Genomic DNA, 25,165 nt, shown 5'->3' on the forward strand with positions numbered 1-25,165 from the left:
ACTCAGTGACTGACCAAGGCCGTTGATGAGTCGGGAGGCCGGACAAGGCCGGCCGGCAGGGCGACGTACGCAGTGACTCCCGCGCCCTGTGTGGGGCGCAGCTCGACATGGGCGGCGAGGCGGGCGGCGAGGGCGCCGACGACGTGGTGGCCGAGGAGTCGCGTGGGGCTGGTGTGCGGGGAACCCCCCTTGCCGGACAGGACGTCGTTGGCGTGCGCCAGCCGTTCCGTGGTCATTCCGATCCCTCGGTCGACGACGGCGAGGCAGTACTCGCCGGCGTCCCGCCAGCCGTAGATCTCGACGGGCTGCTGTGGTGGGCTGAACATCAGCGCGTTCTCCACCAACTCGGCCAGCAGATGGGACAACTCGGCCACGCAGTGACCGCGGACACGGCACTGCTCGATCTCGGCGACGGCCACGCGCCGGTACTCCTCGACCTCGGAGACGGCCGACTGGACCACCTCGGCGACGGTGACCGTTCCGGTCCAGGAGCGGGCCGGGGACTCCTCGCCGGCCAGGACGAGCAGGGACTCGGCATTGCGCCGCATGCGCGTGGCCAGGTGATCGAGTTCGAACAGTTCGGCGAGGGCGTCCGGGTCGAGTTCCTGGCTCTCCAGAGTGGTGATCAGGCCGAGCTGGCGGTTGAGGAGCGCCTGATTGCGACGGCCGAGGCTGGCCAGGGACTCGGTGCTGTTGCGGCGCAGGACGGCCTGTTCGGCCGCGAGTCCGACGGCGGTGCGCTCAACGTTGCGCAGGGCGGCGACCAGGCGGGTGATCTCCCGTGCGGTGCCCGGGGGTTCGGGGCGTCCACCCTCCGCGGGGAGCGGGGTGTCGAGGTCGGCCTCCTGGATGCGCCTGACGGCGAAGGGCAGGCGGGTGCCCGCGAGCGCGTCCGCCTCGTCGGCGAGGGCGCCCAGGGGGCGGGTGATGGAGCGGGCCGAGATCACAGCGAGCGCGGTAGCCACGACGAGGATCAGCGCGCCGAGAGCCAGGAAGCCGCCGAGCTGCCGGGTGGCCGCGCTGCCCGTTTCCTCGGCGAGGGCGCGCACGTCGTCGCCGACCTGCTTCTGCACGCCGTGCAGGTCGTCGACAAGTGTCGTCATGTCGGCCCACCAGCGCGCGGGGGCGACGTCGAGGGCCGATCCGTCGGCCCCGCGTTCGGCCTTGTCCTCGTAGCCGGTGATCCGGCGAGCCGCGGCAGTCCTGAAGGCCGCGTCGAGAGCGGACTCCTGGACGGAGGTGGCGAGTTCGCGGAACTGGCCGAGGGCCGCCACGCGGGTGGCACGGACCTCCGTGAAGTCGAGGTACTCGCCGGAGCGGAACCGCTTCGCCGCGAACACGCCGTTGAGGGAGCCGCGTTCGAGGGCGACGGCCTCGGTGGCGCGTGCCAGGGCCTGGAGGGCCTGCGCGCCCTGGGCGGTACGACGGTCGCCGCTCGGCGTGCCGGCGGATTCGGCGTCGATGAGGGCGGTGACGGCCTTGGTGTAGGTGGTCAGGGCGGTGGCCCGGTCGACGGTGCCGGAGTCGACCTCGGCACGCAGGGTGGCGAGGCCGGTCAGCGGCACCTGTGCGGCTTCGAGGGCGGAGGAGGCGGCACCTGGGAGATCGCCGCTCTCGCTGGAGAGCGCTGCTCGCAAAGTGGAGCGGGCGTCATCGGTACGGCTCCGCTGTGCGCGCACGTCGTCCCGGTACTCGTCGGCGCCACCCAACAGCCCGTTGGTGAGCCCGCGTTCGCGCTGTAACTCGCGCACGAGATCCTGCACATGCAGCAGGACACCGACGTGTGCCTCGGTCTCCCTGGCGGCGGACCAGTCGGCGGCGCGGTCGGCGACGCCGAGTCCCGTGAGCGCGAGCAGCAGACAGGTCGGGACGGCCAGGACGATGGCCATGCGGCCACGGATGGAGTTCCAGCCGGGAAGGGTGGGAAGGGTGGTAAGGCGAAGCGTGGTCAGTACGTTCCCCGTCATGCCCAGGGAGGCTATGGGCGGGCCCGTCAGGGAGCGGTTTCCCGTCCGTAAGGCGTCGGTTCCCAGGTACTCACGAGGCCCATGGGTGTGCTGTGAGAGGCGGACATTGCTCACGTAGCGAGACGGGGAGGGGACACCGCGTCGCACCGACCTATCGTTCGGTCCATGACGGAACCCGGCACGCACGAACTCGCCCAGGTCAACATCGCCCGTCTCAAGGTTCCGCTGGACTCACCTCAGTTGAAGGACTTCGTGGAGGCCATCGACCCGGTGAACGCGGTCGCCGACGCCGCCGACGGTTTCGTCTGGCGCCTGCAGAGCGACTCGGGCAACGCGACCGATGTCCCCGTGTTCGGGGACGACTGGCTGATCGTCAACATGTACAGGTGAGCGGTCAGGGCTCGGTGACGCCGGACTCGATCGCGTCCTGTACCTCCGCGACCCGCTCCCGCTCCTCCGCCGCGAACCGTTCCGCGTCCAGCTGCTCCGCGATCTCCTCGTCCTGGGCCATGAGCTGGTCGAGGTTCGCGTTGCCCATCTCGAAGACGCCCATGTCGACGTAGGCCTGTTGGAGACGTTTGCCCCACAGGCCGATGTCCTTGACGCAGGGGACGATCCGGGAGAACAGCAACTGGCGGAACAGGGCGAGGAATTCGGACTGTTCGCTGTATTCCTCGGCCTCGGCCTTCGGAATGCCGAAGTTCTCCAGCACCTCGACACCGCGCAGGCGATCGCGCATCAAGTAGCAGCCCTCGATGACGAATTCCTCGCGTTCGCGGAGTTCGGCGTCGGAGAGTTGTTTGTAGTAGTCGCGGAGCGCCATCCTGCCGAAGGCGACATGCCTCGCCTCGTCCTGCATCACGTACGCCAGGATCTGTTTCGGGAGAGGCTTGTCGGTCGTGTCCCTGATCATGCCGAAGGCTGCCAGCGCCAGGCCCTCGATCAGGACCTGCATGCCCAGGTACGGCATGTCCCAGCGGGAGTCGCGGAGGGTGTCGCCCAGGAGGGACTGCAGGTTGTCATTGATCGGGTAGAGCATCCCGATCTTCTCGTGCAGGAAGCGGCCGTAGATCTCGGCGTGCCGGGCCTCGTCCATGGTCTGGGTCGCCGAGTAGAACTTGGCGTCCAGGTCGGGGACCGATTCGACGATGCGCGCCGCACAGATCATCGCGCCCTGCTCGCCGTGCAGGAACTGGCTGAACTGCCAGGAGGCGTAGTGCTTGCGCAGTTCACCCTTGTCCCGGTCGGTCATCTTCGTCCAGTACGGGGTGCCGTACAGCGTCATCGCCTCATCGGGGGTGCCGAGTGGGTCGTACGGGTCCACTTCGAGGTCCCAGTCGATCCGCTTCTGGCCGTCCCACTGCTTGTCCTTGCCCTTCTGGTACAGGGCGAGCAGCCGGTCACGACCGTCGTCGTACTCCCAGCTGAAACGTGCCGCCCCGGAGGCCGGTACCTGCCAGAGCGGGTCCCCCGAGTCTTTGGCGTACAGCTCATGCGTCGGCATACATCGCAGGCTCACACGGGGTAGACGCGTCGTCAACAAGTAGGACGCAGGGGATTGACGAGCTTGCTGACAAGCAGTCTCATAAGTCGTGACCGCCGGTAACCCCTGGAGTAATCCCGTACGACGAGGTGGGAACAGCCATGACGACGGTGACGGAAGACGGACTCGACGGACTCCGCGACGCGCTCGGCCTGCTCAAGGACCGGGAGCAGGTGGCCGAGCGGTTGCTCGACTCTTCCGCCAAGCATTCCTTCGACCCGGACAAGGAGCTGGACTGGGACGCGCCCTTCGAGGAGGGCAAGTGGTTCTGGCCGCCGGAGCTGGTGTCGCTGTACGACACCCCGATGTGGCGGCGGATGAGCGAGGAGCAGCGGATCGCGCTGTCCCAGCACGAGGCCGCCGCGCTCGCGTCCCTGGGCATCTGGTTCGAGATCATCCTGATGCAGCTGCTGGTGCGGCACATCTACGACAAGGCGGCCACGAGTGCGCATGTGCGGTACGCGCTGACCGAGATCGAGGACGAGTGCCGGCACTCGAAGATGTTCGCCCGGTTGATATCGCGCGGGCAGACGCCGTACTACCCGGTGAGCCGGGTGCACCTGAATCTCGGGCGGCTGTTCAAGACCATCTCGACCACGCCGGGGTCCTTCACGGCGACGCTGCTCGGCGAGGAGATCCTCGACTGGATGCAGCGGCTGACGTTCCCGGACGAGCGGGTGCAGACGCTCATCCGGGGGGTCACGCGCATCCATGTCGTGGAGGAGGCGCGGCATGTGCGGTACGCACGGGAGGAGCTGCGGCGGCAGATGGTGACGGCTCCGCGCTGGTCCCAGGAGTTCACCCGGATCACTTCCGGGGAGTTCGCGCGCGTCTTCTCCGTCGCGTTCATCAATCCCGAGGTCTACACGAATGTCGGGCTCGACAAGCGTGAGGCCATGGCGCAGGTCAAGGCGAGTGGGCATCGGCGGGACGTGATGCAGAGCGGGGCGAAGCGGTTGACGGACTTCCTGGACGACATCGGGGTGCTGCGGGGGGCCGGGCGTCGCCTGTGGAAGTCGTCGGGGTTGCTGGCGTGAGGTTTTCGCGCCCTCCGCCCCTGCCCGTCCCGTGACTGGGGACTCCGCCCCAGACCCCCTTGGTTGTTCTTTGGGTGCGGGTGGGCGGGGGCTTGTCGCGCAGTTCCCCGCGCCTCTGACGGGGCGCTCCTGCCCCTCGCCCGGGACAGGATCGGCAGGGGCGGCGGGGGCGAATACATGGATACGCTGCCGACATGACCTCCGAGGCTCCCACCCGCGCGTACCGACGGCTGAGTGTCGAGGAACGGCGCAGTCAGCTGCTCGAGGCGGCGCTGTCCCTCTTCGCGCACCGCGTGCCCGAGGAGGTCTCGCTGGACGACGTGGCGGAGGCGGCGGGGGTGTCGCGACCGCTGGTGTACCGGTACTTCCCGGGCGGCAAGCAGCAGCTGTACGAGGCCGCCCTGCGGTCCGCGGCCGAGGAGCTGGAGCACTGTTTCGCGGAGCCCCCGGAGGGACCGCTCACCCAGCGGCTGTCCCGGGCGCTCGACCGCTATCTCGCGTTCGTGGACCAGCACGACGCCGGGTTCAGCGCCCTGCTGCAGGGCGGAAGCGTCGTCGAGACGTCGCGGACCACGGCCATAGTGGACGGGGTGCGGCGGGCCGCCGCCGAGCACATTCTCGATCATCTGGCGGTCGACGATCCCGGGACACGGCTGCGGATGACCGTACGGATGTGGATCACCGCCGTGGAGGCCGCCTCGCTGATCTGGCTCGACGAGGACAAGGAGCCGCCGCTCGACGAGCTGCGGGACTGGCTCGTCGAACAGTTCGTGGCGGCGCTCGCGGCGACCGCGGGCCGGGATCCGCAGGCCGCCGGGGTGGTGAAGGCCGCGCTCGCGCTGGAGACGGCGGACGGGGCCGTGGGAGCGATGGCCCGTCGGGTGCTCCCGGTGATCGAGGACGCGGCGCGTCTGCTGTGACGGCGGTGACCGTGGGGTTTGTGACACTGGTTGCGTGAAGAGCGAAGACACTCCCTTTGTGGGCGGTCCACTGGACGGCCGCGTGCTGCCCGTCCTGCTCGGCCCCACCGGACATCCGCCGAAGACCTACCGCGTTCCGGTGCCGGACGCGAACGGCGGGCCGCCCACCGTGCTCGTCTACCGGCGCGTCCAGGCGAGCCGGAGCAAGCGGCTCGGGCTGCATCAGGCGTGGAAGTACGAGTACGACCCCGAGGGGAAGCGGGGGCGCGGGCTGAAGTGGCCCTGGTCGAAGACCGACACCAAGGCCGACCGGCAGAGCGACGCCACGCCGGACTCCCACGCCGACGAGTGACCTTCTTGGGCTGAACCGACCAGCCCGCGCGCGCTCGGGATGCGAGCACCCGATCCTGCCGGTGCGAGGTGGAGGTACCACCCCCGCACCGGAGGTGATGACATGTCAGGAAGGCTTCTGCGTCTGGTCTGTTCGGCGTCGGTGACGGCCGGGGCGCTCCTCGCGCCCACCCCCGCGACGGCCGTCCCGGATCCCGGTCCGGCGACGGGCACGGCGGTCGGTGAGCCCGGACAGCGGTCCGTCGCCGCATTGCTGACGGACCTTCAGCGGCTGTACCGGGATGCCGAGCGGGCCACCGAGACATACAACGCGACCGCGGAGAAGCTGAAGAAGCAGCGCGCCGAGGTCGGCCGGCTCGACGCCGGCCTCGCCGAGGCCCGCCTCTCACTGCGCGACAGCCGCGGCGACGCGGGGCGGCTCGCCCGGCAGCAGTACCAGAACAGCGGCGAGATCTCCTCGTACGTACGACTGCTGCTCGCCCGCGATCCGCAGCACGCGCTCGACGAGGGGCACCTGATCGGGCAACTGTCGCTGGAGCGGGCCGAGACCGTGGAACGGGTGACCGGGAGCGAGCAGAAGGCCGATGCGCTCGCGCGTGCGGCCCGGAAGGCGCTCGACGGTCAACTCACCCTCGCCGAGCGGCAGAAGAAGGAGCGCGACAACGTACAAAAGCGGCACAAGGGCGTCGAGGAACTGCTCGCCTCACTGACCGTCGACCAGCTCGCCGAGCTGGACAAGTTCGAGAAGTCGGGGGCGGCCAAGGCGCAGAAGAAGTTCATGGCCTCGGGGGCGCTCAGCAGCAACCACCGCCCCTCACAGGAGGGCGAGGAAGCGCTGCGGTACGCCGTGCGGCAGATCGGGAAGCCGTACCAGTGGGGTGCGGAAGGCCCGAAGTCGTACGACTGCTCGGGCCTGACCTCGCAGGCGTGGCAGCGCGCCGGGCAGTCCATCCCCCGGACCAGCCAGGAGCAGTGGGCCCGGCTCCCGAGAATCCCGCTGAGCAAACTGCGTCCCGGCGATCTGGTGATCTACTTCCCCGAGGCCACGCATGTGGCGATGTACCTCGGCGACGGCATGGTCGTTCAGGCACCGCGACCGGGAACGAAGGTCAAGGTCTCACCGATCGCCGCCAATCCACTGCTGGGCGCGGTCCGCCCCGACCCCCGCGGGGAGGCCGTGCGGCGATACACGCCGCCGACGCTCCCCCGGGCGGCCACGAGTGGATCGAACCAGGGCTACAGAAGCGCCGCAAAGGGCGCGGCGCTGTGACATCACGCGGCTCCGCCGCGTGGGCGCGACCACCCCAACCGGCTTGCCCGCGAGGGGGCCGCGGGCCGTCCGCGGGCCGTCAGGCCGGGCGTCGGCCCTTGCCGCGGACGGCCGCGATCGCTGCGCGCGTGCGCTCCCAACCTCGGAGGCCTGTCGCTTTCCTCGGCGACACCCGGACCACTCCCCCTACGAATCCATCGTCCGGTTGTACCGTTATCGCCCATGAAGACCCGGTTGCCGTTGTCTGCCGTGCCTCGACTTGCCGGCGCAGTGGTCTTCGGAGTGGCGATTGGCGCGACCGTAGGATTCCTGACCGACGCCCTGCTGGGCATTCTCGCCGGCATCGCTGCCACGGAGACGCTCTTCGTCGTGGCGGGCTTGAAGGTGTTGTGGCCGATGGACGCGACCACCACTCACCGCAACGCCCGGCGCGAGAACTTCCGCCCCTTCGCCGAGGAAGTCATCGTCGTCACGGCCGCCCTGTTCGCGCTGGTCAGCATTGTTGTCCTGCTCCTGCGCGGGAAATCCGCGGACAGCCATGCGGCCGCCGCGGCAGCGCTCGCGGGCGTATTCATGGGCTGGGCATCACTGCACCTGATGTACTCCACCCGCTACGCATACCTCTTTTACGCGAAGCCGACAGGCGGTATTGACTTCAACTCCGAAGACCCACCCGCGTACGCGGATTTCCTGTATTTCAGTTACAACCTCGGTATGACCTACCAGGTCTCCGACACCAGTGTCTCGAGTACACGAATCCGCGCCGTAGTGCTCCGCCACTGCCTGCTGTCCTATGTCTTCGGTACCAGCATCCTGGCCACCACGATCAATCTGGTGATCGGAATCGTCACCAGCTGACTGCGCACCTTTGAATACCTCGGCCGCGGCCTAGCCGGGCTGCAGCTCGGGAAGATTGTTCAGGAAATCCACGGTCGGTACATAAAAGAGGCAGCCGGTGATCGCCTTCGAGAAGTCGAGAATTCGGTCGTGAATCCCGGGACGGTCGCCGAGGAACATGTTCCGCAGCATCCGTTCGGTTACCTCGGGCGTGCGCGAATAGCCGATGAAATAGGTGCCGAATTCCCTCTTGCCGATGGTTCCGAACGGCATGTTCTCCCGTATGATCTTCTGCTCGTTGCCGTCCTTGTCCGTGATGGTGTTGAGGGCGACGTGAGAATCCGGGGGCTTGACGTCGTCGGGCATCTCGATGTTGGCCAGCTTGCTCCGGCCGATGGCGTTCTCTTGTTCCTGCGTGGTCAACGCGTTCCAGGCCCCGAGATCGTGGAGGTACTTCTGGACGATCACGTAGCTGCCGCCCATGAAGTGCTCGTCCTCGGCACCGACGAACACCGCGTCGGCGGCCGCCTGGTGCCCGGGATTCTCGCTGCCATCGACGAAACCCAGCAGGTCGCGCTCGTCGAAGTACTTGAAGCCGTGCACTTCGTCGACCATCGTGACCGCTCCGGCGAGGCGTGCGGCGATCAACCGAGCCAGTTCGAAACAGAGGTCCATCTCGTGGGCGCGCAGATGGAAGAGGAGATCCCCCGGCGTCGACGGAGCCTTGTGGCTGGTCCCCTCCAACGGCACGAAGGGATGCAGGTCACGGGGGCGCGGACCGGCGAACAGCCGGTCCCAGGCGTGGGAACCGACGCCGACGACGCAGCTGAGCTCGGCGTACGGGGCGCGGTAGCCCACCGACCGCAGCAAACCTGCCACATCCTCGAGCAGGTCACGGACGATGGCCTCGCCGCCGGGGGCGATCGTGCCCACGAGAAAAACGGCGGTCTTGGCCGGCGGGACGATCACGCGCTGCGACTCGAACACGAAGCCTGCCTCCTGCCTATCGCCATAACGACGGTACGCCCAGCCGACTGATCTCGCGCTCCGCAGCCGCCTGGTCACAGAGGAATGGCAGGGCGGGGCCGACCAGGCTGGTGTGGCAAAGGTGTGGCCGTCTGTGGGCCGTCCGAGGACGGCCCACAGACGGCCACAACGACCGACAGCAACGGCCGGGCTGCTGGTCAGAAGCCTGTCAGGCCCCGGTCACCGAAGCCAGGTACGCCTCGGTCTTCGCCGGCTCGAAGAAGAAGTTCTCGAAGTCGGCCGGGTCGTTGAACCCGTTGGCGAACCGATCCGCCACAGGGGGGAGCTGCCCCGCGGCCCCGATCAGGTTGAGCACGTGCTCCGGAGGAGCGCCGAGCATCGCGTTCGTCCACTTGGTCACGTGCTGCGCCGTGTCCCAGTACCGGTCGAACGTGGCCTGCATCCACTCCTCGTCGAAGGGCTTGTCGCCCTGCTCGACGATCGACGCGAGGTACGCGGCCGCGCACTTGGAGGCCGAGTTGGAGCCCTGCCCGGTGATCGGGTCGTTCGCCACGACCACGTCGGCGACGCCCAGGACCAGACCGCCACCGGGGAGGCGACCGATCGGGTTGCGGACGGTGGGGGCGTACCGTCCCGACAACGTGCCGTTCGCGTCAGTCAGTTCCACCTTCGTGGCCCGCGCGTACTCCCACGGCGTGAACCGCTCCATGAGTTCCAGGGTCAGGGAGAGGTGTTCCGCCGGGTCCTTGACGCCGTTGAAGACGTCGAGCGGGCCGCCGGGTATGCCCTCCCAGAACAGGATGTCCGCACGCCCCGAGGTGGTGAGCGTCGGCATGACGAAGAGCTCGCCGACGCCGGGGACCAGGTTGCAGCGGACCGCGTCGTAGTCCGGGTGTTCCGGGCGCGGGCCCAGACCGTGGACGTACGCGACCGCCAATGCCCGCTGCGGCTCGCTGTAGGGCGAATGGGAGGCGTCCCGGCCGAACATGGACACGAGCTCGCCCTTGCCGGCCGACACCAGCACCAGGTCGTAGGTACGGGAGAAGTAGTCGAGGTCGGAGACCGCGGCGCCGTGGATGACCAGCTGGCCGCCGCGCTGCGCGAAGGTCTCCATCCAGCCGGCCATCTTCACCCGCTGGTCCACCGACTGCGCGTACCCGTCGAGCCTGCCCACCCAGTCGATCGCGCGCTGCGAGGGGCCCGGGTCGAAGGAGCCGGGGGCCGCGACCGAGACGCCGAGTCCTTCGATCTTCGGGGCCTGGGACTCCCAGAAGTTCAGCTGGAGATCGCGCTCGTGCTTGAGTGCCGTGTCGAACATGCACTGCGTCGACATGACACGGCCGGTACGGATCTCGTCCGCCGTCCGGTTCGACATCAGGGTGACCTCGTATCCGTGCGACTGGAGTCCGAGGGCGAGCTGGAGTCCGGACTGGCCGGCTCCGACGACGAGTATCTTCCGCATGCGCGTCCTAACTCTGCGTACGTCTTATTCGGGGCTCACGTCGAGCGCGTGCCCCACCAGCGCGAGCAGGGTCTCGACAACCGAGATCCGGTGCCTGGCATCCATGATCATGACAGGTATGTGCGCGGGCACCGTGAGGGCCTCACGCACGTCCGCGGGCTCGAACCGCTCGCTGCCGTCGAAGTGGTTGACGGCGACGACGTACGGCAGTCCGCAGCTCTCGAAGTAGTCGAGCGCCGGGAAGCAGTCCGACAGGCGGCGGGTATCGGCGAGGACCACCGCGCCGATCGCGCCGCGCACCAGGTCGTCCCACATGAACCAGAACCGCTGCTGGCCCGGCGTACCGAAGAGGTAGAGCACCAGGTCGTCGTCGAGCGTGATGCGCCCGAAGTCCATGGCCACGGTGGTGGTCAGCTTGTCCGGCGTGCCGGTGAGGTCGTCGGTGTCCTCGCTGGCCTGAGTCATCAGCGCCTCCGTCTGGAGGGGCGTGATCTCGGAGACCGCGGTGACCAGCGTGGTCTTGCCCACGCCGAAGCCGCCCGCGACGACGATCTTGGTGGCGATCGGCGCGCGGCTGCGGTCCGTCTGCCAGGCCTGCAGATTCTCCTCGCCGTCGAGGAGGGGGGCGACGCCCGGGGCGGCGTCAGAGACGACGGAGTCCACTCAGCACCCTTTCCAGCAGAGCGCGGTCCGGCTGTCCCGGGCCGTGACCTGTTCCGTACACACGGATCTTTCCCTGGTCCGCCAGGTCGCTCAGGAGCACGCGGACCACGCCGAGCGGCATCCTGAGGAGGGCGGCGACCTCGGCCACCGTACGCATCCGGCGGCAGAGTTCGACGATGGCCCGCATCTCGGGCATCACCCGGTTGGAGAGCGGGCCTCCCCCAGTCAGCTCCTTGCGCTCCTCGGGGGCTTCGAGCGCCGCCACGAACGTCTCCACGAGGAGAACGTGTCCGAAGCGGGTACGGCCGCCGGTGAGCGAGTAAGGGCGTACGCGGGCGGGTTTACGGTCGCCGCCGCGGACGGGAAGCGTGCTGGGCGTGCTCGGCGTACTCATCGGGCGCTCCCCATCGACTCGGTCTCCAGGGATTTTCGGAGTTCACTCCGCAGTTCGGGGGTCAGGACGTGTCCGGCGCGGCCGACGAAGAGCGCCATGTGGTACGCCACCACGCTCATGTCGCAGTCCGGGGAGCCGTGCACGCCGAGCAGCGAGCCGTCACTGATCGACATGACGAAGAGGCTGCCCTCGTCCATCGCGACCATCGTCTGCTTGACGTTGCCGCCGTCCATCAGCTTGGCGGCGCCGATGGTGAGGCTGCCGATGCCGGAGACGATGGTGGCGAGGTCGGCGGAAGAGCCCTTGGGGCCCGTCGGCCGGTCCGTCTGGGCCGTCCTCGCCTCCGCGTTTCTGCCCGGGTCGGAGGAGAGCAGCAGCAGGCCGTCGGAGGAGACGACCGCGACCGACAGGAGGCCCGGCACCTCCTCGACGAGATTCGTCAGCAGCCAGTGCAGATTGCGGGCTTCACTGCTCAGGCCGAAGGTACTGGGCGCGGTCAACTGCTTGCCTCCTCGACTGTGCCCCCCGATGCTTCTACGTCCTGCGCGTGCGCGTTGGACGTGGATCCTGCGGGCGCGTGCGCTGCCGGCCCCTGAGCTGCGGGTGCGTTCATCTCGGTCGTCTGTTCGGCGATCTCCGCCTCCACATCGCGGCGGCCCTCCAGCGCGCCCCGGTGGAAACCGCCGAGCCTGCGGCGCAGGGTCTCGGCGTCCACGCCGCCCGTGCGCGGCTTCGGGGCCGGCGGGGGCGCGGAGATCCTGGGCGTCCGCTTGGGCAGGCCCTTGTCGGTGAGCCGCGGGCCCTCGTCCGGGACACGTTCGTGGGTGTCGGGGCCGATGGCGTACGGATCGGTGGTGGTCTGGGCCGGGAGGTGGACTTCCGGGGTGGGATGGGCCGGGGCCGCCGCCGGGGCGCGTTCGGGACCGGGCGCTTCGGCCCGGGGCTCCGGGAGCAGAAGCTCCATCGTGGTCTCGGGAGCGAGTTCCGGCCTGGACGCCGGCTCCGGCGTGGGCTCCGGCTCCGGCTCCGGCATGAGCTCCGGCTCCGGCGTGGGCTCGGGTTCGTACGACGCCCCGGATTCAGGAGCCGCCGCTTCCGCGCCGGGCTCCTGGGCATCCTCGCGTACCGCCCCTTCCTCCGTGGAAGCCTCCCGTACGGCTTCTTCCGCCGCGGCGATCAGTGGGTCCTCGTCGCCCGCGGGTTCCGATGCCGCCAGGACCGAACGGCCCCTCAGGACATTGGAGTTCGCCTCCGCGTCCGCGCCGGGCAGTGACACCGAGGACGCGCTGCCCCCCAGCCGGGTGGTCGTGGGGGCGGTCACCGCGGGCGCGGCGGCGAGCATCGCCTTCGGCAGGACGACCACCGCGGCGACACCGCCCTGCTTCTGCTCGCGCAACTGGACCCGTACGCCGTGCCGGTGGGCGAGCCGGGCGACCACGTACAGGCCGAGCCCGAGGCCGTCGCCGCCCTCCAGGTCGTACGCGTCCTCCGGATCGAAGTCCGAGAGGCGGGAGTTGAGCTGGCTCATCCGCTCGGCGGTCATGCCGATGCCCTCGTCCTGCACGGAGAGCATCACCTCGCCGCTCTCCAGGAGCCAGCCGGAGACCTCGACGGCGAGGTCGGGCGGCGAGAACGACGAGGCGTTCTCCAGGAGTTCGGCCACGAGGTGACTGATGTCGTCGGCGGCGAAACCGGCGAGGTGCGCGTGCGGCGGCAGCACGGCGATGCGAACCCGCTCGTACCGCTCGATCTCGCTCACCGCGGCGCGCACGACATCGACGAGCGGGACGGGACCCGCGTGGTGCTGGACGTGCTCGGCGCCCGCGAGGACGAGCAGGTTCTCGCTGTGCCGCCGCATGACGGTGGCGAAGTGATCGAGCTTGAAGAGCGTGGCGAGGCGGTCCGGGTCCTGCTCGCGGTCCTCCAGGCCTTCGATGACGCCGAGTTGGCGCTCCACGAGGCCGAGGGTGCGCAGCGCGAGGTTGACGAAGGTGCCGTGGATGGTGCCGCGCACCTGCTCCAGGTGGGTGGCCGCATCCGCGAGTTCGGCACGCAGCCGGTCGCGCTCGTCGGCCATCAGCTGACGCTGCCCGATGAGGTGCTTGCGGTCTCCTTCGAGCGTCGCGAGCCGCTCGTGGAGTGCGGCGGCGTGCGCGTGCAGCGCGTTGACGGAGCGGACGACCTGGGCGAACTCGTCGTTGCGGCCGGTGAACTTGACCGGTTCCTCGGCGCCCGGGTCGGCGGCCAGGCGGGCCGAGCCGATCCGCAGCACGGCCAGCGGGCGGGTGAGACTACGGGCCATGGCCATCGAGACGCCGACCGCGACGAGCAGCAGCGTGCCGATGAGGGCGATCCGGATCTCCAGCGCGGTGACGTCGTCGTCCCGCAGCCGTTCGAGGTCCTTGGTGCGGTGGTCGTTGAGGGAGGCCTCGGCGCCGCGCATCAGCTCGACGCGGGCCGACAGGGCCGCGTCCAGCTTCTTGGTGCTGGTGTCGAGTTCGGCGTCGGAGAGCGTCGGCTGGTCGGTGAGGCTCGCGAGGTACTTGTCGGCACTGCCGACGTCAGGCCCGGTGACCGTGGAGTCGTACGAGGACGTGGCGGCCTTGGGCGCCGCCTCGCGGAAGTCGGCGAGGGCCGCGTCCGAGCGGAGCCGGGCCTGCTGGGCCGCGGCGCTCAGCGTGTCGCGCTGCTTGGTGTCGGCGGCCGAGGAGGCGCTCGTGGTGGTCGGCAGACCGGTGACCGGGTTGATGGTGGTCTGGGTGGTGCGCGGGATGCTGAGGGCGGCGAGGAGCAGTCCGCGGGCGGCGGCGGACTGCTGGACCGCGGAGTCCAGCTCGGCGAGGGCGTGCGCGCCGGAGCCCGCGCGGGGCGGCAGCTGGTCGGCCAGGTCCTCGGCGAGGGCGTGGAGTTCGGTGATGGCACCGGAGTACGCCTGATGCGCTTCGAGAGCGGTGCTCTTCCCGGTGAGCGCCGCTCTGCGCAGGGAGGCGATGGAGTCGAGGTCCTTGAGCAGCGTGGCGGGGGCGTCCTCGTCCGCCCGCAACTCCTCGACCTGCCGGTCGACACGGGCTCCGCGCTGCTCGGAGGGGGCCTTGGCCTTCGGCCTTCCGGCGGCGATGTACGAGGTGACCTCGTCCCGTTCGTCGGCCAGCGAGTGCGCCAGGGTCAGCGCCTGCTGGGTCCGCTGCGCGAGCGTCACCAGGTTCTGGGAGTCGTTCAGCTGCCCCGAGGCGGCCAGCACCGTGGGGGCCCCGGCACCGGCGATGGCGGCCGCGACGACCGCCACGGCGACGATGAGCCGGTTGCGTACGTGGGCGGGTCGACCCCTGCCCGTGGAGTCGGCGGTGTCGCCGGTGGCACCGCCCCCGGTTGAGCTGGAGGCCGCCTGCTTGCCTGTGCGCCTCGGCCGCGTCTTCTGCACCGGTGCTCGCATTCCTGACTCGTGTACCCATGGGCCCGGGTGATGACGTCCCGTCAACTGGGGCGTCCGCCCGGTACGGCTCCCGACCCTCCCAGTGCCGGTGGGCAGTGACCCCGCATCATCTGGCCCGCCACCCGAAGGAGTGAACCTCGGACGGGAGTTGCCGGGCAAGTTCCTCCGGCGTGTTCGACGGCCTTGACCGGCGGGCCGGTTGGACGTCGGCGACGCGCTTTGGCAGTATTCGCCGCCACGCTTGACCGGAGTCGATCATTCCATGCCAAACCCGGCGCCTGAGCTGGTGGTCCGCACCCGTCCGGCAACGGATGCCAGCCTTTCGTGGACCTTGTGAAGGGCTCGTGCAGACTGGCCGGATGCGCACTGAACTCGTCTCGGAGCCCGGCGACCCGGACCGCCCCAATGAGGACTTCGCATCGGTCGGCCTTCCGGCCTCAGGACAGGGGGGTTCGCTGGTCGTCCTGGACGGCGTGACACCCCCTCGGGGCGACTACGGCTGTCTGCATTCCGTCGCGTGGTTCTCCGCGCGCCTCGGCGGAGCCCTGACCGAACTGTCCCTTTCCCGCCGGGATCTGACCCTGCCGGAGGTCCTCTCCGGGGCCATTCGCCGAGTCGCCGACACCCACGCCGACACCTGTGACCTTTCTCACCCACGGACACCCCAGGCAACCGTGGTCCTCGCCAGATGGTCCGCCGCCGAGGTCGAGTACCTGGTCCTCTCGGACTCCGCCCTGCTGGTGGAGCCCCTCACGGGCGAGGTGACCGCACTCCTGGACGACCGCCTCTCCCGCCTTCCCCGCGCCTCCCTCGCCACGGACGCCGTCGCCGACACGACCGTTCGCAACAAGGAGGGCGGCTTCTTCACGGCGGCAGCGGATCCCTCGGTGGCCTCCCGCGCGGTGACCGGCACGCTGCCACGCACATCCGTCCGCGCCCTGACCGCTCTCACGGACGGCGCCTCCCGCTGGGTGGAGAAGTTCCACGAGGGCGACTGGGCCGCCCTGTTCACCCTCGTACGCAAGGAGGGCGCACAGGCGCTCGTCAACCGCGTACGGGCACTGGAGACCGCGGACGCGGAGGAGCGGGTGCATCTGCGACGGAGCAAGACGCATGACGATGCGACGGTGGTGTTCGTGGAGCTGTGAGCCGGCGGGCCCGGGCCCGGGAAGCTCAAGCCGGACCGGGGCCAGGGAAGCGTAGGCCGGCCTGCGGGGCCTAGCGCTGCTGTTCCATCCCCGTGTTGAGCTGGTGCAGCAGCCGCGCCAGTTCCGCGACCTCGCGGGGGTCCCAGCCCGCGAGCTGTCGGACATAGCGGGCCCGGCGGGCCTCCCGGACCTTCCGGAAGCGCTCCCGGCCCTCCTCCGTGAGGTGGACGAGCCAGGCGCGGCCGTCGGCGGGGTCGGGCTCGCGGGCCACCAGGCCGAGGTCTTCAAGGGCGCGGAGCTGACGGGACATCGTGGCCTTGCCGACGCCGATGTAGGCGGCGAGTTCGGTGGCACGCTGCCGGCCGCACTCCTCCAGCCGGAAGAGGAGTCCGTACGCGGAGGACTCCAGGTCGGGATGGACCTCGCGGGCCATCTCGCCGGAGGAGGCCCGGGCGCGCCGCAGGAACACGGTCAACTCGCGTTCCAGCGCCGGGAATTCCTGGTCCACACCACTTCCCGACGCCGCGGATTCGACACGCTGCCCGCCGCCGTTTCCGTTGTCGTGCACGTCAGCACCCCTGACCCGGTTTCCCGATTCTGAAAGTTTCCGCCGAAATCCGCTATTGCCGCAGCTCCGCCAGTATTTCGCAGGCGTAGACCAACGGCAGCCTCCGGGCCCTCTTCCCACGCCGTCTTCTACGTGCGTAGCTTCTCTATCAGGCAATCAGTGGCATGCCCACGCCATCAACAAGTCGACGAGGACTTGACCCCCCACCCGAGCGTGCGCCTGTCGTCAGCGTTCCCCCCACCGAGCACCCCCGTGCACCACCGATCTCTTCGGAGGCACGACATGCCCGTGCACAGACACAGACCCGCAACACCCCACCGCCTGCGCCCGCTCGCGGTAGGAATCCTGCTCACCGCGTTCTCCCTCCTGTTCACCCTGCCCTCCTCCGCGGCCGACGCCCCCGCCCGCGGCTCCGCCCACATGGGCATGGGCGTCGTCGCGCACGACGGTCAGGGAGGTACGCCGAGCGGCGGTGACGCCACGCAGACGGAAGGTGTGGACGTCTCCGGCCACCAGGGCAACGTCGCCTGGTCGACCCTGTGGAGCAGCGGAGTCAGGTGGGCCTACACCAAGGCGACCGAGGGCACGTACTACACGAACCCGTACTTCGCCCAGCAGTACAACGGCTCGTACAACGTCGGCATGATCCGCGGCGCGTACCACTTCGCGACCCCCGACACCACGACCGGCGCCACCCAGGCGAACTACTTCGTGGACCACGGCGGCGGCTGGTCGAAGGACGGCAAGACGCTGCCGGGCGCGCTCGACATCGAGTGGAACCCGTACGGGGCCGCCTGCTACGGCAAGACGCAGAGCGCCATGGTCAGCTGGATCAGCAGCTTCCTCGCCCAGTACAAGGCGCGCACCGGGCGCGACGCGGTGATCTACACGGCGACCAGCTGGTGGACCCAGTGCACGGGCAACTACGGCGGCTTCGCGTCCAGCAACCCGCTGTGGATCGCGCGGTACGCGGCCGATCCAGGGACGCTGCCGGCCGGGTGGTCGTACTACACGATGTGGCAGTACACGTCGTCCGGACCGACGGTCGGGGACCACGACAAGTTCAACGGGGCGCTCGACCGGGTGGTGGCACTGGCCAACGGCTGACACACCCGTGCGTTGGCACCGCGCGCACGGCGAAGGCCCGGGCCTCCCTCACGGGACCCGGGCCTTCCCTTTCCGGTCGCGTCCGTCACGCCGCCACCGGAACCTCCGGCGTCGCGCCGTTCGTCGCCGGCGACAGCGCCAGCTCCAGGACCTGTCGGACGTCCGTGACAGCGTGGACGTCGAGCTTCTCCAGGACCTCGGCCGGGACGTCGTCCAGGTCGGGCTCGTTGCGCTTCGGGATGATGACCGTCGTGACACCCGCGCGGTGCGCGGCGAGCAGCTTCTGCTTCACCCCGCCGATGGGCAGGACACGACCCGTCAGCGAGACCTCACCCGTCATCGCCACGTCGGTGCGGACCAGTCGGCCGGACAGGAGCGAGGCCAGCGCCGTCGTCATGGTGACGCCCGCGCTCGGTCCGTCCTTGGGGACCGCGCCCGCCGGGAAGTGGATGTGCACGCCCCGGTCCTTCAGGTCGCCGACCGGCAGTTCGAGCTCGGCGCCGTGCGACCTGAGGAAGCTCAGCGCGATCTGCGCCGACTCCTTCATCACGTCGCCCAGCTGACCGGTCAGGGTCAGGCCCGCCGCGCCCGTCTCCGGGTCGGCCAGCGACGCCTCGACGTAGAGCACGTCTCCGCCGGCGCCCGTGACGGCCAGACCGGTGGCGACACCGGGCACCGCCGTGCGACGCTCGGCCGGGTCCTGGGCGGACTCGGGCACGTGGTGCGGCCGGCCGATCAGACCGCGCAGATCCGCGTCCGTGACCGTGAACGGCAGCTTCCGCTCGCCCAGTTCGTGCTGGGCCGCCACCTTGCGCAGCAGTCGCGCGACGGCCCGCTCCAGGTTTCGTACACCCGCTTCCCGCGTGTACTCGCCGGCGAGCTTGCGCAGGGCGCTCTCGTCCAGCGTGATCTCGTCGGGCTGCAGACCGGCCCGCTCCAGCTGGCGCGGCAGCAGGTGGTCCCGGGCGATGACGACCTTCTCGTCCTCGGTGTAGCCGTCGAGGCGGACCAGCTCCATACGGTCGAGCAGGGCCTCCGGGATGGCCTCCAGGACGTTCGCCGTGGCGAGGAACACGACGTCGCTCAGGTCGAGTTCGACCTCCAGGTAGTGGTCGCGGAAGGTGTGGTTCTGCGCCGGGTCGAGGACTTCGAGCAGGGCCGCGGCCGGGTCGCCGCGGAAGTCGGAGCCGACCTTGTCGATCTCGTCCAGCAGGACCACCGGGTTCATGGACCCGGCCTCCTTGATGGCACGGACGACACGGCCGGGCAGCGCGCCCACGTACGTACGCCGGTGGCCGCGGATCTCGGCCTCGTCCCGTACGCCACCGAGGGCGACGCGGACGAACTTGCGGCCCATGGCGTGCGCGACGGACTCGCCGAGCGAGGTCTTGCCCACACCGGGAGGGCCGACCAGCGCGAGCACGGCACCGCCGCGCCGCCCGCCGACCACGCCGAGCCCGCGCTCGGAGCGCCGCTTGCGCACCGCGAGGTACTCGGTGATCCGCTCCTTCACGTCCTCCAGACCGGCGTGCTCGGCGTCCAGGATCGCCTTGGCGCCCTGGATGTCGTACTCGTCCTCGGTCCGCTCGTTCCACGGCAGTTCGAGCACGGTGTCGAGCCAGGTCCGGATCCAGCTGCCCTCGGGCGACTGGTCGCTGGACCGCTCCAGCTTGTCGACCTCCTTGAGCGCGGCCTCGCGGACCTTCTCGGGGAGGTCGGCGGCCTCGACACGGGCGCGGTAGTCGTCGGACTCCTCCGCGTCCGAGGACTCGCCGTTCAGCTCGCGCAGCTCCTTACGGACGGCTTCGAGCTGGCGCCGCAGCAGGAACTCGCGCTGCTGCTTGTCGACGCCTTCCTGGACGTCCTTGGCGATGGACTCGGCGACATCCTGCTCGGCCAGGTGCTCACGGAGCTGCTCGGTGGCGAGCTTCAGCCGGGCGACCGGGTCGGCGGTCTCCAGCAGCTCCACCTTCTGCTCGAGGGACAGGAACGGAGAGTAACCAGAATTGTCGGCAAGGGCGGAAACGTCATCGATCTGCGCCACGCGGTCCACGACCTGCCAGGCGCCGCGCTTGCGCAGCCAGCTGGTGGCGAGGGCCTTGTACTCCTTGACCAGGTCGGCGACCCGGCCGGGCAGCGGGTCGGGCACGGTCTCGTCGACCCGGGTGCCCTCCACCCACAGTGCGGCACCGGGACCCGTGGTCCCCGCGCCGACCTTCACGCGCCCACGCCCGCGGATCAGCGCGCCCGGGTCGCCGTCGGCCAGGCGGCCGACCTGCTCGACGGTGCCGAGCACTCCGGTGCCCGCGTATGTCCCGTCGATGCGTGGCACCAGCAGCACCTGTGGCTTGCCGGGCGTCGAGCGGGCGGCGGCCTGGGCGGCCTCCACCGCTGCGCGTACATCGGCGTCGTTCAGGTCCAGCGGAACCACCATCCCGGGCAGCACGACCTCGTCGTCGAGCGGCAGCACGGGCAGGGTGAGCGGTGTGGACGTCGAAGCCATGATCTCCCCTTCGGCAGTCAAGTTGAGTTACACCGACTCAATGCACGTGGGTCTTTGATTGTTCCCCGGGGGCCGTTCGCTGTCAGCGATCAGCTCTGCGATCACCTCTCCCCGCTCCCGAGCGCGGTCGGCGCCGGGAATGAACGTCGCGCACGGCCCGGGCGTCACAGGTGCGGTGCCGGATTCGGCTCCACTCCACCGTCTGCCTCCGGGGGGCATCATGCGGTCCGTCAAACTGCTCGTCGTAGTCGGCCTGGTCGCCGCCGCAGCCGTCGGATGCGGCAACGAGACGACACCCGGCAGGGGCGACAAGGTCCGTGACGGCGGCACCCCCGCCGACTCGGAGCGCGCCCGCCAGGTCGCCGCCGCCTGGGAGGGCTCCGAGGCGGCGCGGGTGTGGCAGCGGGGCTACTACCCGCTCGGCGATGCCGTGCAGTTGCCCGAAGGGGCGTTCCACAACAACGCCGACAAGCGCGCTTACCTCACCCAGAACTTCGAACTGCGCGGCTCTCTTCCCGACGCGCCGAAGAAGAAGGGAGAGATCCGGTGGCGCGACGGCGACTCGCTCGCCCTCCCGGTCGCCTCGGCGCGAGCGGCATACGAGAAGCTCGACCGGGGCGGGAACCCCGGTCCCGCCCTCACCGTGACCGGTGCCCGGCTCGGCGAGATGACCCTGCTGACCAGCCGGGGGACGGCGAAGGTGCCCGCCTGGCACTTCACGATCAAGGGCTACGACACTCCGCTCAAGCGCGTCGCGGTCACCCCCGCGAAACTCCCCCGGCCCCCGATCGGGCCCGTGCCGCAGCAGACGGACGAGCTGATGCCGCTCGCCGGGCTGGACATGGTCGCGAAGGACGGCCGGACGGTCACCCTGCGCGCCGAGCACGGAGCGTGCGACGACGGCCCCGCCGTCGACGTACTGGAGACCGGGGGCAGCGTGGTCTTCTCGGCCTCGATCCGCGGTGCTTCCGACGGCCCCTGCACATCCGAGCTGCGCTTCGAGAAGGTGACGGTGAAACTCGACCGCCCGGTCGGCGACCGCATGCTCCTCGACGCGTTCACGGGCAGGCCCGTCCCCTACGAACAGCCCCACTCCACCTCACCGTCCTGGAGCTGACTCCACCCGGACGGCACGGGGTGAGCCGGGCACCGCCACGCCTCCGCAAGGGCACCGCCACACCACCGCAACGGCGTGCACGGGCAACCCCTGCACACTGCAAGCTCATTCACAGCCAACGGGGACCGCAAGACGGGGGCGAACGCACCATGGAGGACGAAATGGGCGTCGTACATCGGCGAGAACGAGCAGTACACGAAGTACTACGCCCTGCGCCGCGACCCGTACCGGCTCACGAACGAGCTCCACGGTGCGACGGCCGCCCGGGAGCGCCGGCTCGGCATCCCTGGGCCGGCACGACGCCTCGCCGCGGTCCGGAACGGCTGACCGACGAGGGGACTCGCGCCGCCTGCCAGCGCCGCACCAGAGGCCACGTCGAGATGCCGATCGTCAGGGACATCAGATGCCCCCAGCCGGTCATCGGGTCGGTGAAGGTGAGGAGGTCGCCGATGAGCATCGCGGCGTAGCCGATCAGCACCGGCCAGCGCAGCCAGGGCGACAGCAGTCCCGCGAGCGCGCCGACGCTCGCGGCGACGCCGAAGCTGATGCCGTAGTCGAGGCGGTGCAGGGAGCTGTCTGGCAGATGGCCGGCCAACACCGAGAGCCCGACGGGCACTTCGGTGGCCAGCGTGGCGACCACATGCCCGAGCAGGAAGACACCGGCCGTCCGCAGCCCGCCTGTCCGCCGCTCCAGCGCGGTCAGCACGACCAGGAACGACACCGCGTAAGGCGAGGTGATCCCGCCGACGATCCACAGCGCGCTCGCGACCAGCACCAGCATCGGGTGCCGCACGAGGTGCGCGACGTCCGTGCTGGATGCCTGGTGCAGCGCGTGCACGAGCGTGGGGTCCGCGTGTTCGGTGACGACCGAGGTGACGGCGAGGACAGCCGCGTACCCGAAGGTGAAAGGCGTCCCGTAGGGGGTGGGGAACAGCCGCCAGGGGCGGAGGGTACGGAGCCGCCCGGCGAGCGCGCCCAGGGCGGACACACGTGCGGCGGCCGAAGCGGCGGCCCCTTCGGGCGACGCGATCAGAGGCGCCGCCATGCCCGGTCCGCGCGACGCGATCGGCACCGCTGCCCCCGTGACCGGTTCGGACGTCACGACCGACGCCGGTGCCTCCGCGGCCGAGCGGAGGTGCGGGGTGACCGAGCCGCCGCGCTGGCGGGGCATCCCGTCCAGAAGATCGTCGAGGAGGGGCGCGCCCGTCTCGGGGTCGGTCGGCGCGGCGTCAGCCCGCGCGGTGGTGCTCCGGTCCACGGTGAGGCGCTCCTTCCGTTGCGCCCCACCCTTCGTGTCCCACACGTCCCTGTCTATGACCGACGCCACGCGAGAGCCGATTCACAGCAACTTCCAAGTCGCGTCAGGCGTCCGTCGGAAGGCCCCGCCCCTCGACCGTGATCTCGCGAAGGAGGCGGTGGGCGTAGGCGCGGAAGCGTCCGACCCTGTCGAAGCCCTTGGGGTCGAGCACCCACTGGATCTGGAGGCCGTCCATGACGGCGGCGGTCTCCTGCGAGACCGCCACGGTGTCGGTGCCGTGCTTCAGCTCCCCGCCGTCGACGGCGCGCCGCAGCGGGCCGGACATGTGGCTCGACGACGTCCGTGTGCCGCCGGGTGAAGCAGGCGTGTCGCCGAACCGCTCCACCAGCCTCTTCGAGAACCCCTACGTCGACCCGGACCGGGCCGAGGAGGTCGTCGGGGCGGGCGAGTTCACCGCGCTCGGCGAGGCGGCCCAGCGCCGCTCCCTCACCGCCCTGACCAACCAGGACCTGCTGCCGCTCAAGGGCCGCCCGAACCTGTACGTCCAGGGCGTCGACGAGCGGACGGCCTCGGCGTACGGCAATGTCGTCGCCCACCCCGTCGACGCGGAGTTCGCGGTACTGCGCCTGCGCACCCGGTACGAGAAGCGTCCCGGGGCCTTCGAGTCCTTCCTCCACTCCGGTTCGCTCGCCTTCCCCGAGGACGAGCCGAAGGAGATCCTGCGGCTCCTGGAGACGGTGCCGACGCTGGTGTGCGTCAACCTCGAACGACCCGCCGTACTCCCGGAGATCGCCGAGAAGGCGGCCGCCCCGGTCGCCGACTACAGCGCCTCGGACGCCGCCCTGCTCGACATCGCCTTCGCGCGGGCACGGGCCGAGGGGCGCCTGCCGTTCGAACTGCCGCGCTCCATGGCGGTGGCGGCGTCCCGGCCGGACGGCCCAACAAGACGAAGGACCCGGTGTTCCCGTACCGGCACGGGATCGCGCTCAAGGGTTAATTCGGCTACCCATCCTGGTGAAACTGCCAGGATGGGAGCCATGCCTGCCTCGTACGACACCCCTGTGGTCATCGACCGACGCCAGGGCCCGTACGGCGAGGTCGTGCTGCGGCGACACGGCGCGCTGCTGCAGATCATCGCCAACGGGTGCTTCCTGATGGACACCTCCGACGGCCGCTCGGAGCGGCTGCTCGTCGACGCCGCGTACGACGCGCTGGACGGGCGCGCGCAGCCGAGTGTGCTGATCGGTGGTCTCGGCGTCGGGTTCTCACTCGCGCACGCCGCCGCCGATCCCCGGTGGGGGCGCATCACGGTCGTCGAACGCGAGCCGGCCGTCATCGACTGGCACCTCCACGGACCGCTCTCCGCGATCTCCGCCGAGGCCCTCGCCGATCCACGCACGGAAATCGTCGATAACGATCTGGTTGCCTACGTCAATGAGATCTCCGCCACGTACGACGCGCTGTGTCTCGACATCGACAACGGGCCCGGCTGGACGGTCACCGAGGGCAACGAGGGCCTGTACTCGAAGGCAGGACTGGCAAGCTGCGCAAGGGCCTTGAGGCCCGGCGGGGTGCTCGCCGTGTGGTCGGCACAGCCCTCTCCGGAATTTGAAGGAACCCTATGGAATGCCGGGTTCCAGCGGGTGCGTACCGAAGAGATCCCGGTTGCCCGGGGCGTTCCGGACGTCGTACACCTCGCAGTGAGGCCTGGATAGCCGCGGCACGGTGACTGCCCGTACCCTGCTTCCCTGACGCAGATCATTCAAGCGTCAAGCGCAGGCATGGGATCACCCCACGGATTCCGGAAAGCACACCTCAGGGGCGGGCGATGGAGCAGACACACACCTCCCACAACGGCACGGCGGCGACGCCGGGCGCTCAGCGCCGGGTGCTGGTGGTCGAGGACGACCCGACGATCGTCGACGCGATCGCGGCCCGCCTGCGTGCCGAGGGATTCCTGGTGCAAACCGCGGGCGACGGCCCTGCCGCCGTCGACACCGCCGAGGCCTGGCAGCCCGACCTGCTGATCCTCGACATCATGCTGCCCGGCTTCGACGGCCTGGAGGTCTGCCGCCGCGTGCAGGCCCAGCGCCCGGTGCCGGTGCTGATGCTCACCGCGCGCGACGACGAGACCGACATGCTGGTCGGGCTCGGCGTCGGCGCCGACGACTACATGACGAAGCCGTTCTCGATGCGCGAGCTGGCCGCCCGCGTGCACGTCCTGCTGCGCCGGGTCGAGCGCGCCGTCGTGGCCGCCTCGACGCCGCGCAGCGGAATCCTGCGCCTCGGGGAGCTGGAGATCGACCACGCGCAGCGCCGGGTACGGGTGCGCTCGGAGGACGTCCACCTGACGCCCACCGAGTTCGACCTGCTGGTGTGCCTCGCGAACACCCCCCGTGCCGTACTCTCGCGCGAGCAGCTGCTCGCCGAGGTGTGGGACTGGGCGGACGCCTCCGGTACCCGGACCGTGGACAGCCACATCAAGGCGCTGCGCCGGAAGATCGGCGCCGAGCGGATCCGCACGGTCCACGGCGTGGGCTATGCGCTGGAGACCCCGACTCCCTGAGCCGGGCCTTCGTCGGGAGCTTCTTGAGGGGGCT

22 protein-coding genes and 1 pseudogene are annotated in these 25,165 nt (G+C 70.0%); 11 read left to right on the top strand and 12 right to left on the bottom strand.

Annotated features, from left to right (window positions below; translation table 11 throughout):
* Positions 1–2 precede the first annotated feature (2 nt).
* Positions 3–1,967 carry a sensor histidine kinase gene (locus tag ACZ4RZ_RS00615; RefSeq protein ID WP_467740655.1) on the bottom strand — a complete coding sequence of 655 codons (1,965 nt, stop codon included), beginning with the start codon at positions 1,965–1,967 and terminating at the stop codon, positions 3–5.
* 165 nt (positions 1,968–2,132) lie between these two features.
* Here ACZ4RZ_RS00615 and ACZ4RZ_RS00620 point away from each other — a divergent pair.
* Positions 2,133–2,348, top strand: a pseudogene (locus ACZ4RZ_RS00620) (DUF3291 domain-containing protein); the annotation flags it as partial.
* Between the two features lie 13 nt (positions 2,349–2,361).
* On the opposite strand, the gene ACZ4RZ_RS00625 reads toward ACZ4RZ_RS00620, so the two are convergent.
* A complete protein-coding gene (locus ACZ4RZ_RS00625) occupies positions 2,362–3,471 on the bottom strand; it encodes a ferritin-like domain-containing protein (protein ID WP_467740657.1) in 1,110 nt (369 codons plus the stop codon).
* A gap of 140 nt (positions 3,472–3,611) precedes the next feature.
* Between ACZ4RZ_RS00625 and ACZ4RZ_RS00630 the strand changes: the two genes are divergently transcribed.
* The 5 genes from ACZ4RZ_RS00630 to ACZ4RZ_RS00650 all read left to right on the top strand — a co-directional run bounded on the left by ACZ4RZ_RS00630 (position 3,612) and on the right by ACZ4RZ_RS00650 (position 7,946).
* Positions 3,612–4,547, top strand: coding sequence for an AurF N-oxygenase family protein (locus ACZ4RZ_RS00630; RefSeq protein WP_467740659.1), 936 nt, complete (start codon positions 3,612–3,614; stop codon positions 4,545–4,547).
* Positions 4,548–4,741: 194 nt separating this feature from the next.
* Positions 4,742–5,467 (top strand): TetR/AcrR family transcriptional regulator, encoded by a 726-nt coding sequence (locus tag ACZ4RZ_RS00635; protein WP_467740661.1) that lies wholly within the window; start codon positions 4,742–4,744, stop codon positions 5,465–5,467.
* A gap of 34 nt (positions 5,468–5,501) precedes the next feature.
* Entirely contained in the window at positions 5,502–5,819 is a 318-nt protein-coding gene (locus tag ACZ4RZ_RS00640; RefSeq protein ID WP_467740663.1) for a hypothetical protein, read from the top strand.
* A 102-nt stretch (positions 5,820–5,921) separates the two neighbouring features.
* Positions 5,922–7,088, top strand: a complete 1,167-nt coding sequence (locus ACZ4RZ_RS00645; RefSeq protein WP_467740664.1) for a C40 family peptidase — start codon at positions 5,922–5,924, stop codon at positions 7,086–7,088.
* 222 nt (positions 7,089–7,310) lie between these two features.
* The gene (locus ACZ4RZ_RS00650; protein ID WP_467740666.1) at positions 7,311–7,946 is read left to right on the top strand and encodes a DUF1345 domain-containing protein; all 636 of its coding nucleotides are present in this window, start codon (positions 7,311–7,313) and stop codon (positions 7,944–7,946) included.
* A gap of 30 nt (positions 7,947–7,976) precedes the next feature.
* On the opposite strand, the gene ACZ4RZ_RS00655 is transcribed toward ACZ4RZ_RS00650, so the two are convergent.
* From ACZ4RZ_RS00655 to ACZ4RZ_RS00680, 6 genes are all read right to left on the bottom strand, one after another.
* Positions 7,977–8,912, bottom strand: a complete 936-nt coding sequence (locus ACZ4RZ_RS00655) for a Dyp-type peroxidase (protein WP_467741905.1) — start codon at positions 8,910–8,912, stop codon at positions 7,977–7,979.
* 208 nt (positions 8,913–9,120) lie between these two features.
* Positions 9,121–10,374: a styrene monooxygenase/indole monooxygenase family protein gene (locus ACZ4RZ_RS00660; RefSeq protein ID WP_467740668.1), complete on the bottom strand. Its 1,254-nt coding sequence runs from the start codon at positions 10,372–10,374 to the stop codon at positions 9,121–9,123.
* Between the two features lie 24 nt (positions 10,375–10,398).
* Positions 10,399–11,037: a GTP-binding protein gene (locus ACZ4RZ_RS00665; RefSeq protein ID WP_467740670.1), complete on the bottom strand. Its 639-nt coding sequence runs from the start codon at positions 11,035–11,037 to the stop codon at positions 10,399–10,401.
* Positions 11,018–11,431, bottom strand: a complete 414-nt coding sequence (locus tag ACZ4RZ_RS00670) for a DUF742 domain-containing protein (RefSeq protein WP_467740672.1) — start codon at positions 11,429–11,431, stop codon at positions 11,018–11,020. The genes ACZ4RZ_RS00665 and ACZ4RZ_RS00670 overlap by 20 nt, the downstream gene beginning before the upstream one ends.
* Positions 11,428–11,931 (bottom strand): roadblock/LC7 domain-containing protein, encoded by a 504-nt coding sequence (locus ACZ4RZ_RS00675; RefSeq protein WP_467740674.1) that lies wholly within the window; start codon positions 11,929–11,931, stop codon positions 11,428–11,430. The genes ACZ4RZ_RS00670 and ACZ4RZ_RS00675 overlap by 4 nt, the downstream gene beginning before the upstream one ends.
* Positions 11,928–14,852 carry a sensor histidine kinase gene (locus ACZ4RZ_RS00680; RefSeq protein ID WP_467740676.1) on the bottom strand — a complete coding sequence of 975 codons (2,925 nt, stop codon included), beginning with the start codon at positions 14,850–14,852 and terminating at the stop codon, positions 11,928–11,930. The genes ACZ4RZ_RS00675 and ACZ4RZ_RS00680 overlap by 4 nt, the downstream gene beginning before the upstream one ends.
* A gap of 371 nt (positions 14,853–15,223) precedes the next feature.
* On the opposite strand from ACZ4RZ_RS00680, the gene ACZ4RZ_RS00685 reads away from it, so the two are divergent.
* The gene (locus tag ACZ4RZ_RS00685; RefSeq protein ID WP_467740678.1) at positions 15,224–16,012 is read left to right on the top strand and encodes a protein phosphatase 2C domain-containing protein; all 789 of its coding nucleotides are present in this window, start codon (positions 15,224–15,226) and stop codon (positions 16,010–16,012) included.
* Between the two features lie 70 nt (positions 16,013–16,082).
* On the opposite strand, the gene ACZ4RZ_RS00690 is transcribed toward ACZ4RZ_RS00685, so the two are convergent.
* Positions 16,083–16,580: a MarR family winged helix-turn-helix transcriptional regulator gene (locus ACZ4RZ_RS00690; RefSeq protein ID WP_467740680.1), complete on the bottom strand. Its 498-nt coding sequence runs from the start codon at positions 16,578–16,580 to the stop codon at positions 16,083–16,085.
* 282 nt (positions 16,581–16,862) lie between these two features.
* Here ACZ4RZ_RS00690 and ACZ4RZ_RS00695 point away from each other — a divergent pair, with 282 nt between their 5' ends.
* Entirely contained in the window at positions 16,863–17,687 is an 825-nt protein-coding gene (locus ACZ4RZ_RS00695; protein ID WP_467740682.1) for a lysozyme, read from the top strand.
* 85 nt (positions 17,688–17,772) lie between these two features.
* Here the strand turns inward: ACZ4RZ_RS00695 and lon are convergent, their stop codons facing one another.
* Complete coding sequence (lon, locus tag ACZ4RZ_RS00700; protein ID WP_467740684.1) at positions 17,773–20,190, bottom strand: endopeptidase La; 2,418 nt, start codon at positions 20,188–20,190, stop codon at positions 17,773–17,775.
* Positions 20,191–20,410: 220 nt separating this feature from the next.
* Between lon and ACZ4RZ_RS00705 the strand changes: the two genes are divergently transcribed.
* Positions 20,411–21,307: a hypothetical protein gene (locus ACZ4RZ_RS00705; protein WP_467740686.1), complete on the top strand. Its 897-nt coding sequence runs from the start codon at positions 20,411–20,413 to the stop codon at positions 21,305–21,307.
* Between the two features lie 232 nt (positions 21,308–21,539).
* On the opposite strand, the gene ACZ4RZ_RS00710 is transcribed toward ACZ4RZ_RS00705, so the two are convergent.
* Positions 21,540–22,565 carry a rhomboid-like protein gene (locus ACZ4RZ_RS00710; protein WP_467740688.1) on the bottom strand — a complete coding sequence of 342 codons (1,026 nt, stop codon included), beginning with the start codon at positions 22,563–22,565 and terminating at the stop codon, positions 21,540–21,542.
* 103 nt (positions 22,566–22,668) lie between these two features.
* Positions 22,669–22,890: a TetR family transcriptional regulator C-terminal domain-containing protein gene (locus tag ACZ4RZ_RS00715; RefSeq protein ID WP_467740690.1), complete on the bottom strand. Its 222-nt coding sequence runs from the start codon at positions 22,888–22,890 to the stop codon at positions 22,669–22,671.
* Between the two features lie 712 nt (positions 22,891–23,602).
* Between ACZ4RZ_RS00715 and ACZ4RZ_RS00720 the strand changes: the two genes are divergently transcribed.
* Positions 23,603–24,280 (top strand): spermine/spermidine synthase domain-containing protein, encoded by a 678-nt coding sequence (locus tag ACZ4RZ_RS00720; RefSeq protein ID WP_467741907.1) that lies wholly within the window; start codon positions 23,603–23,605, stop codon positions 24,278–24,280.
* A 113-nt stretch (positions 24,281–24,393) separates the two neighbouring features.
* The gene (locus ACZ4RZ_RS00725) at positions 24,394–25,131 is read left to right on the top strand and encodes a response regulator transcription factor (RefSeq protein ID WP_054236710.1); all 738 of its coding nucleotides are present in this window, start codon (positions 24,394–24,396) and stop codon (positions 25,129–25,131) included.
* The last annotated feature ends 34 nt before the right edge of the window (positions 25,132–25,165 follow it).

It is taken from the genome of Streptomyces sp. NPDC027189 (assembly GCF_055566975.1).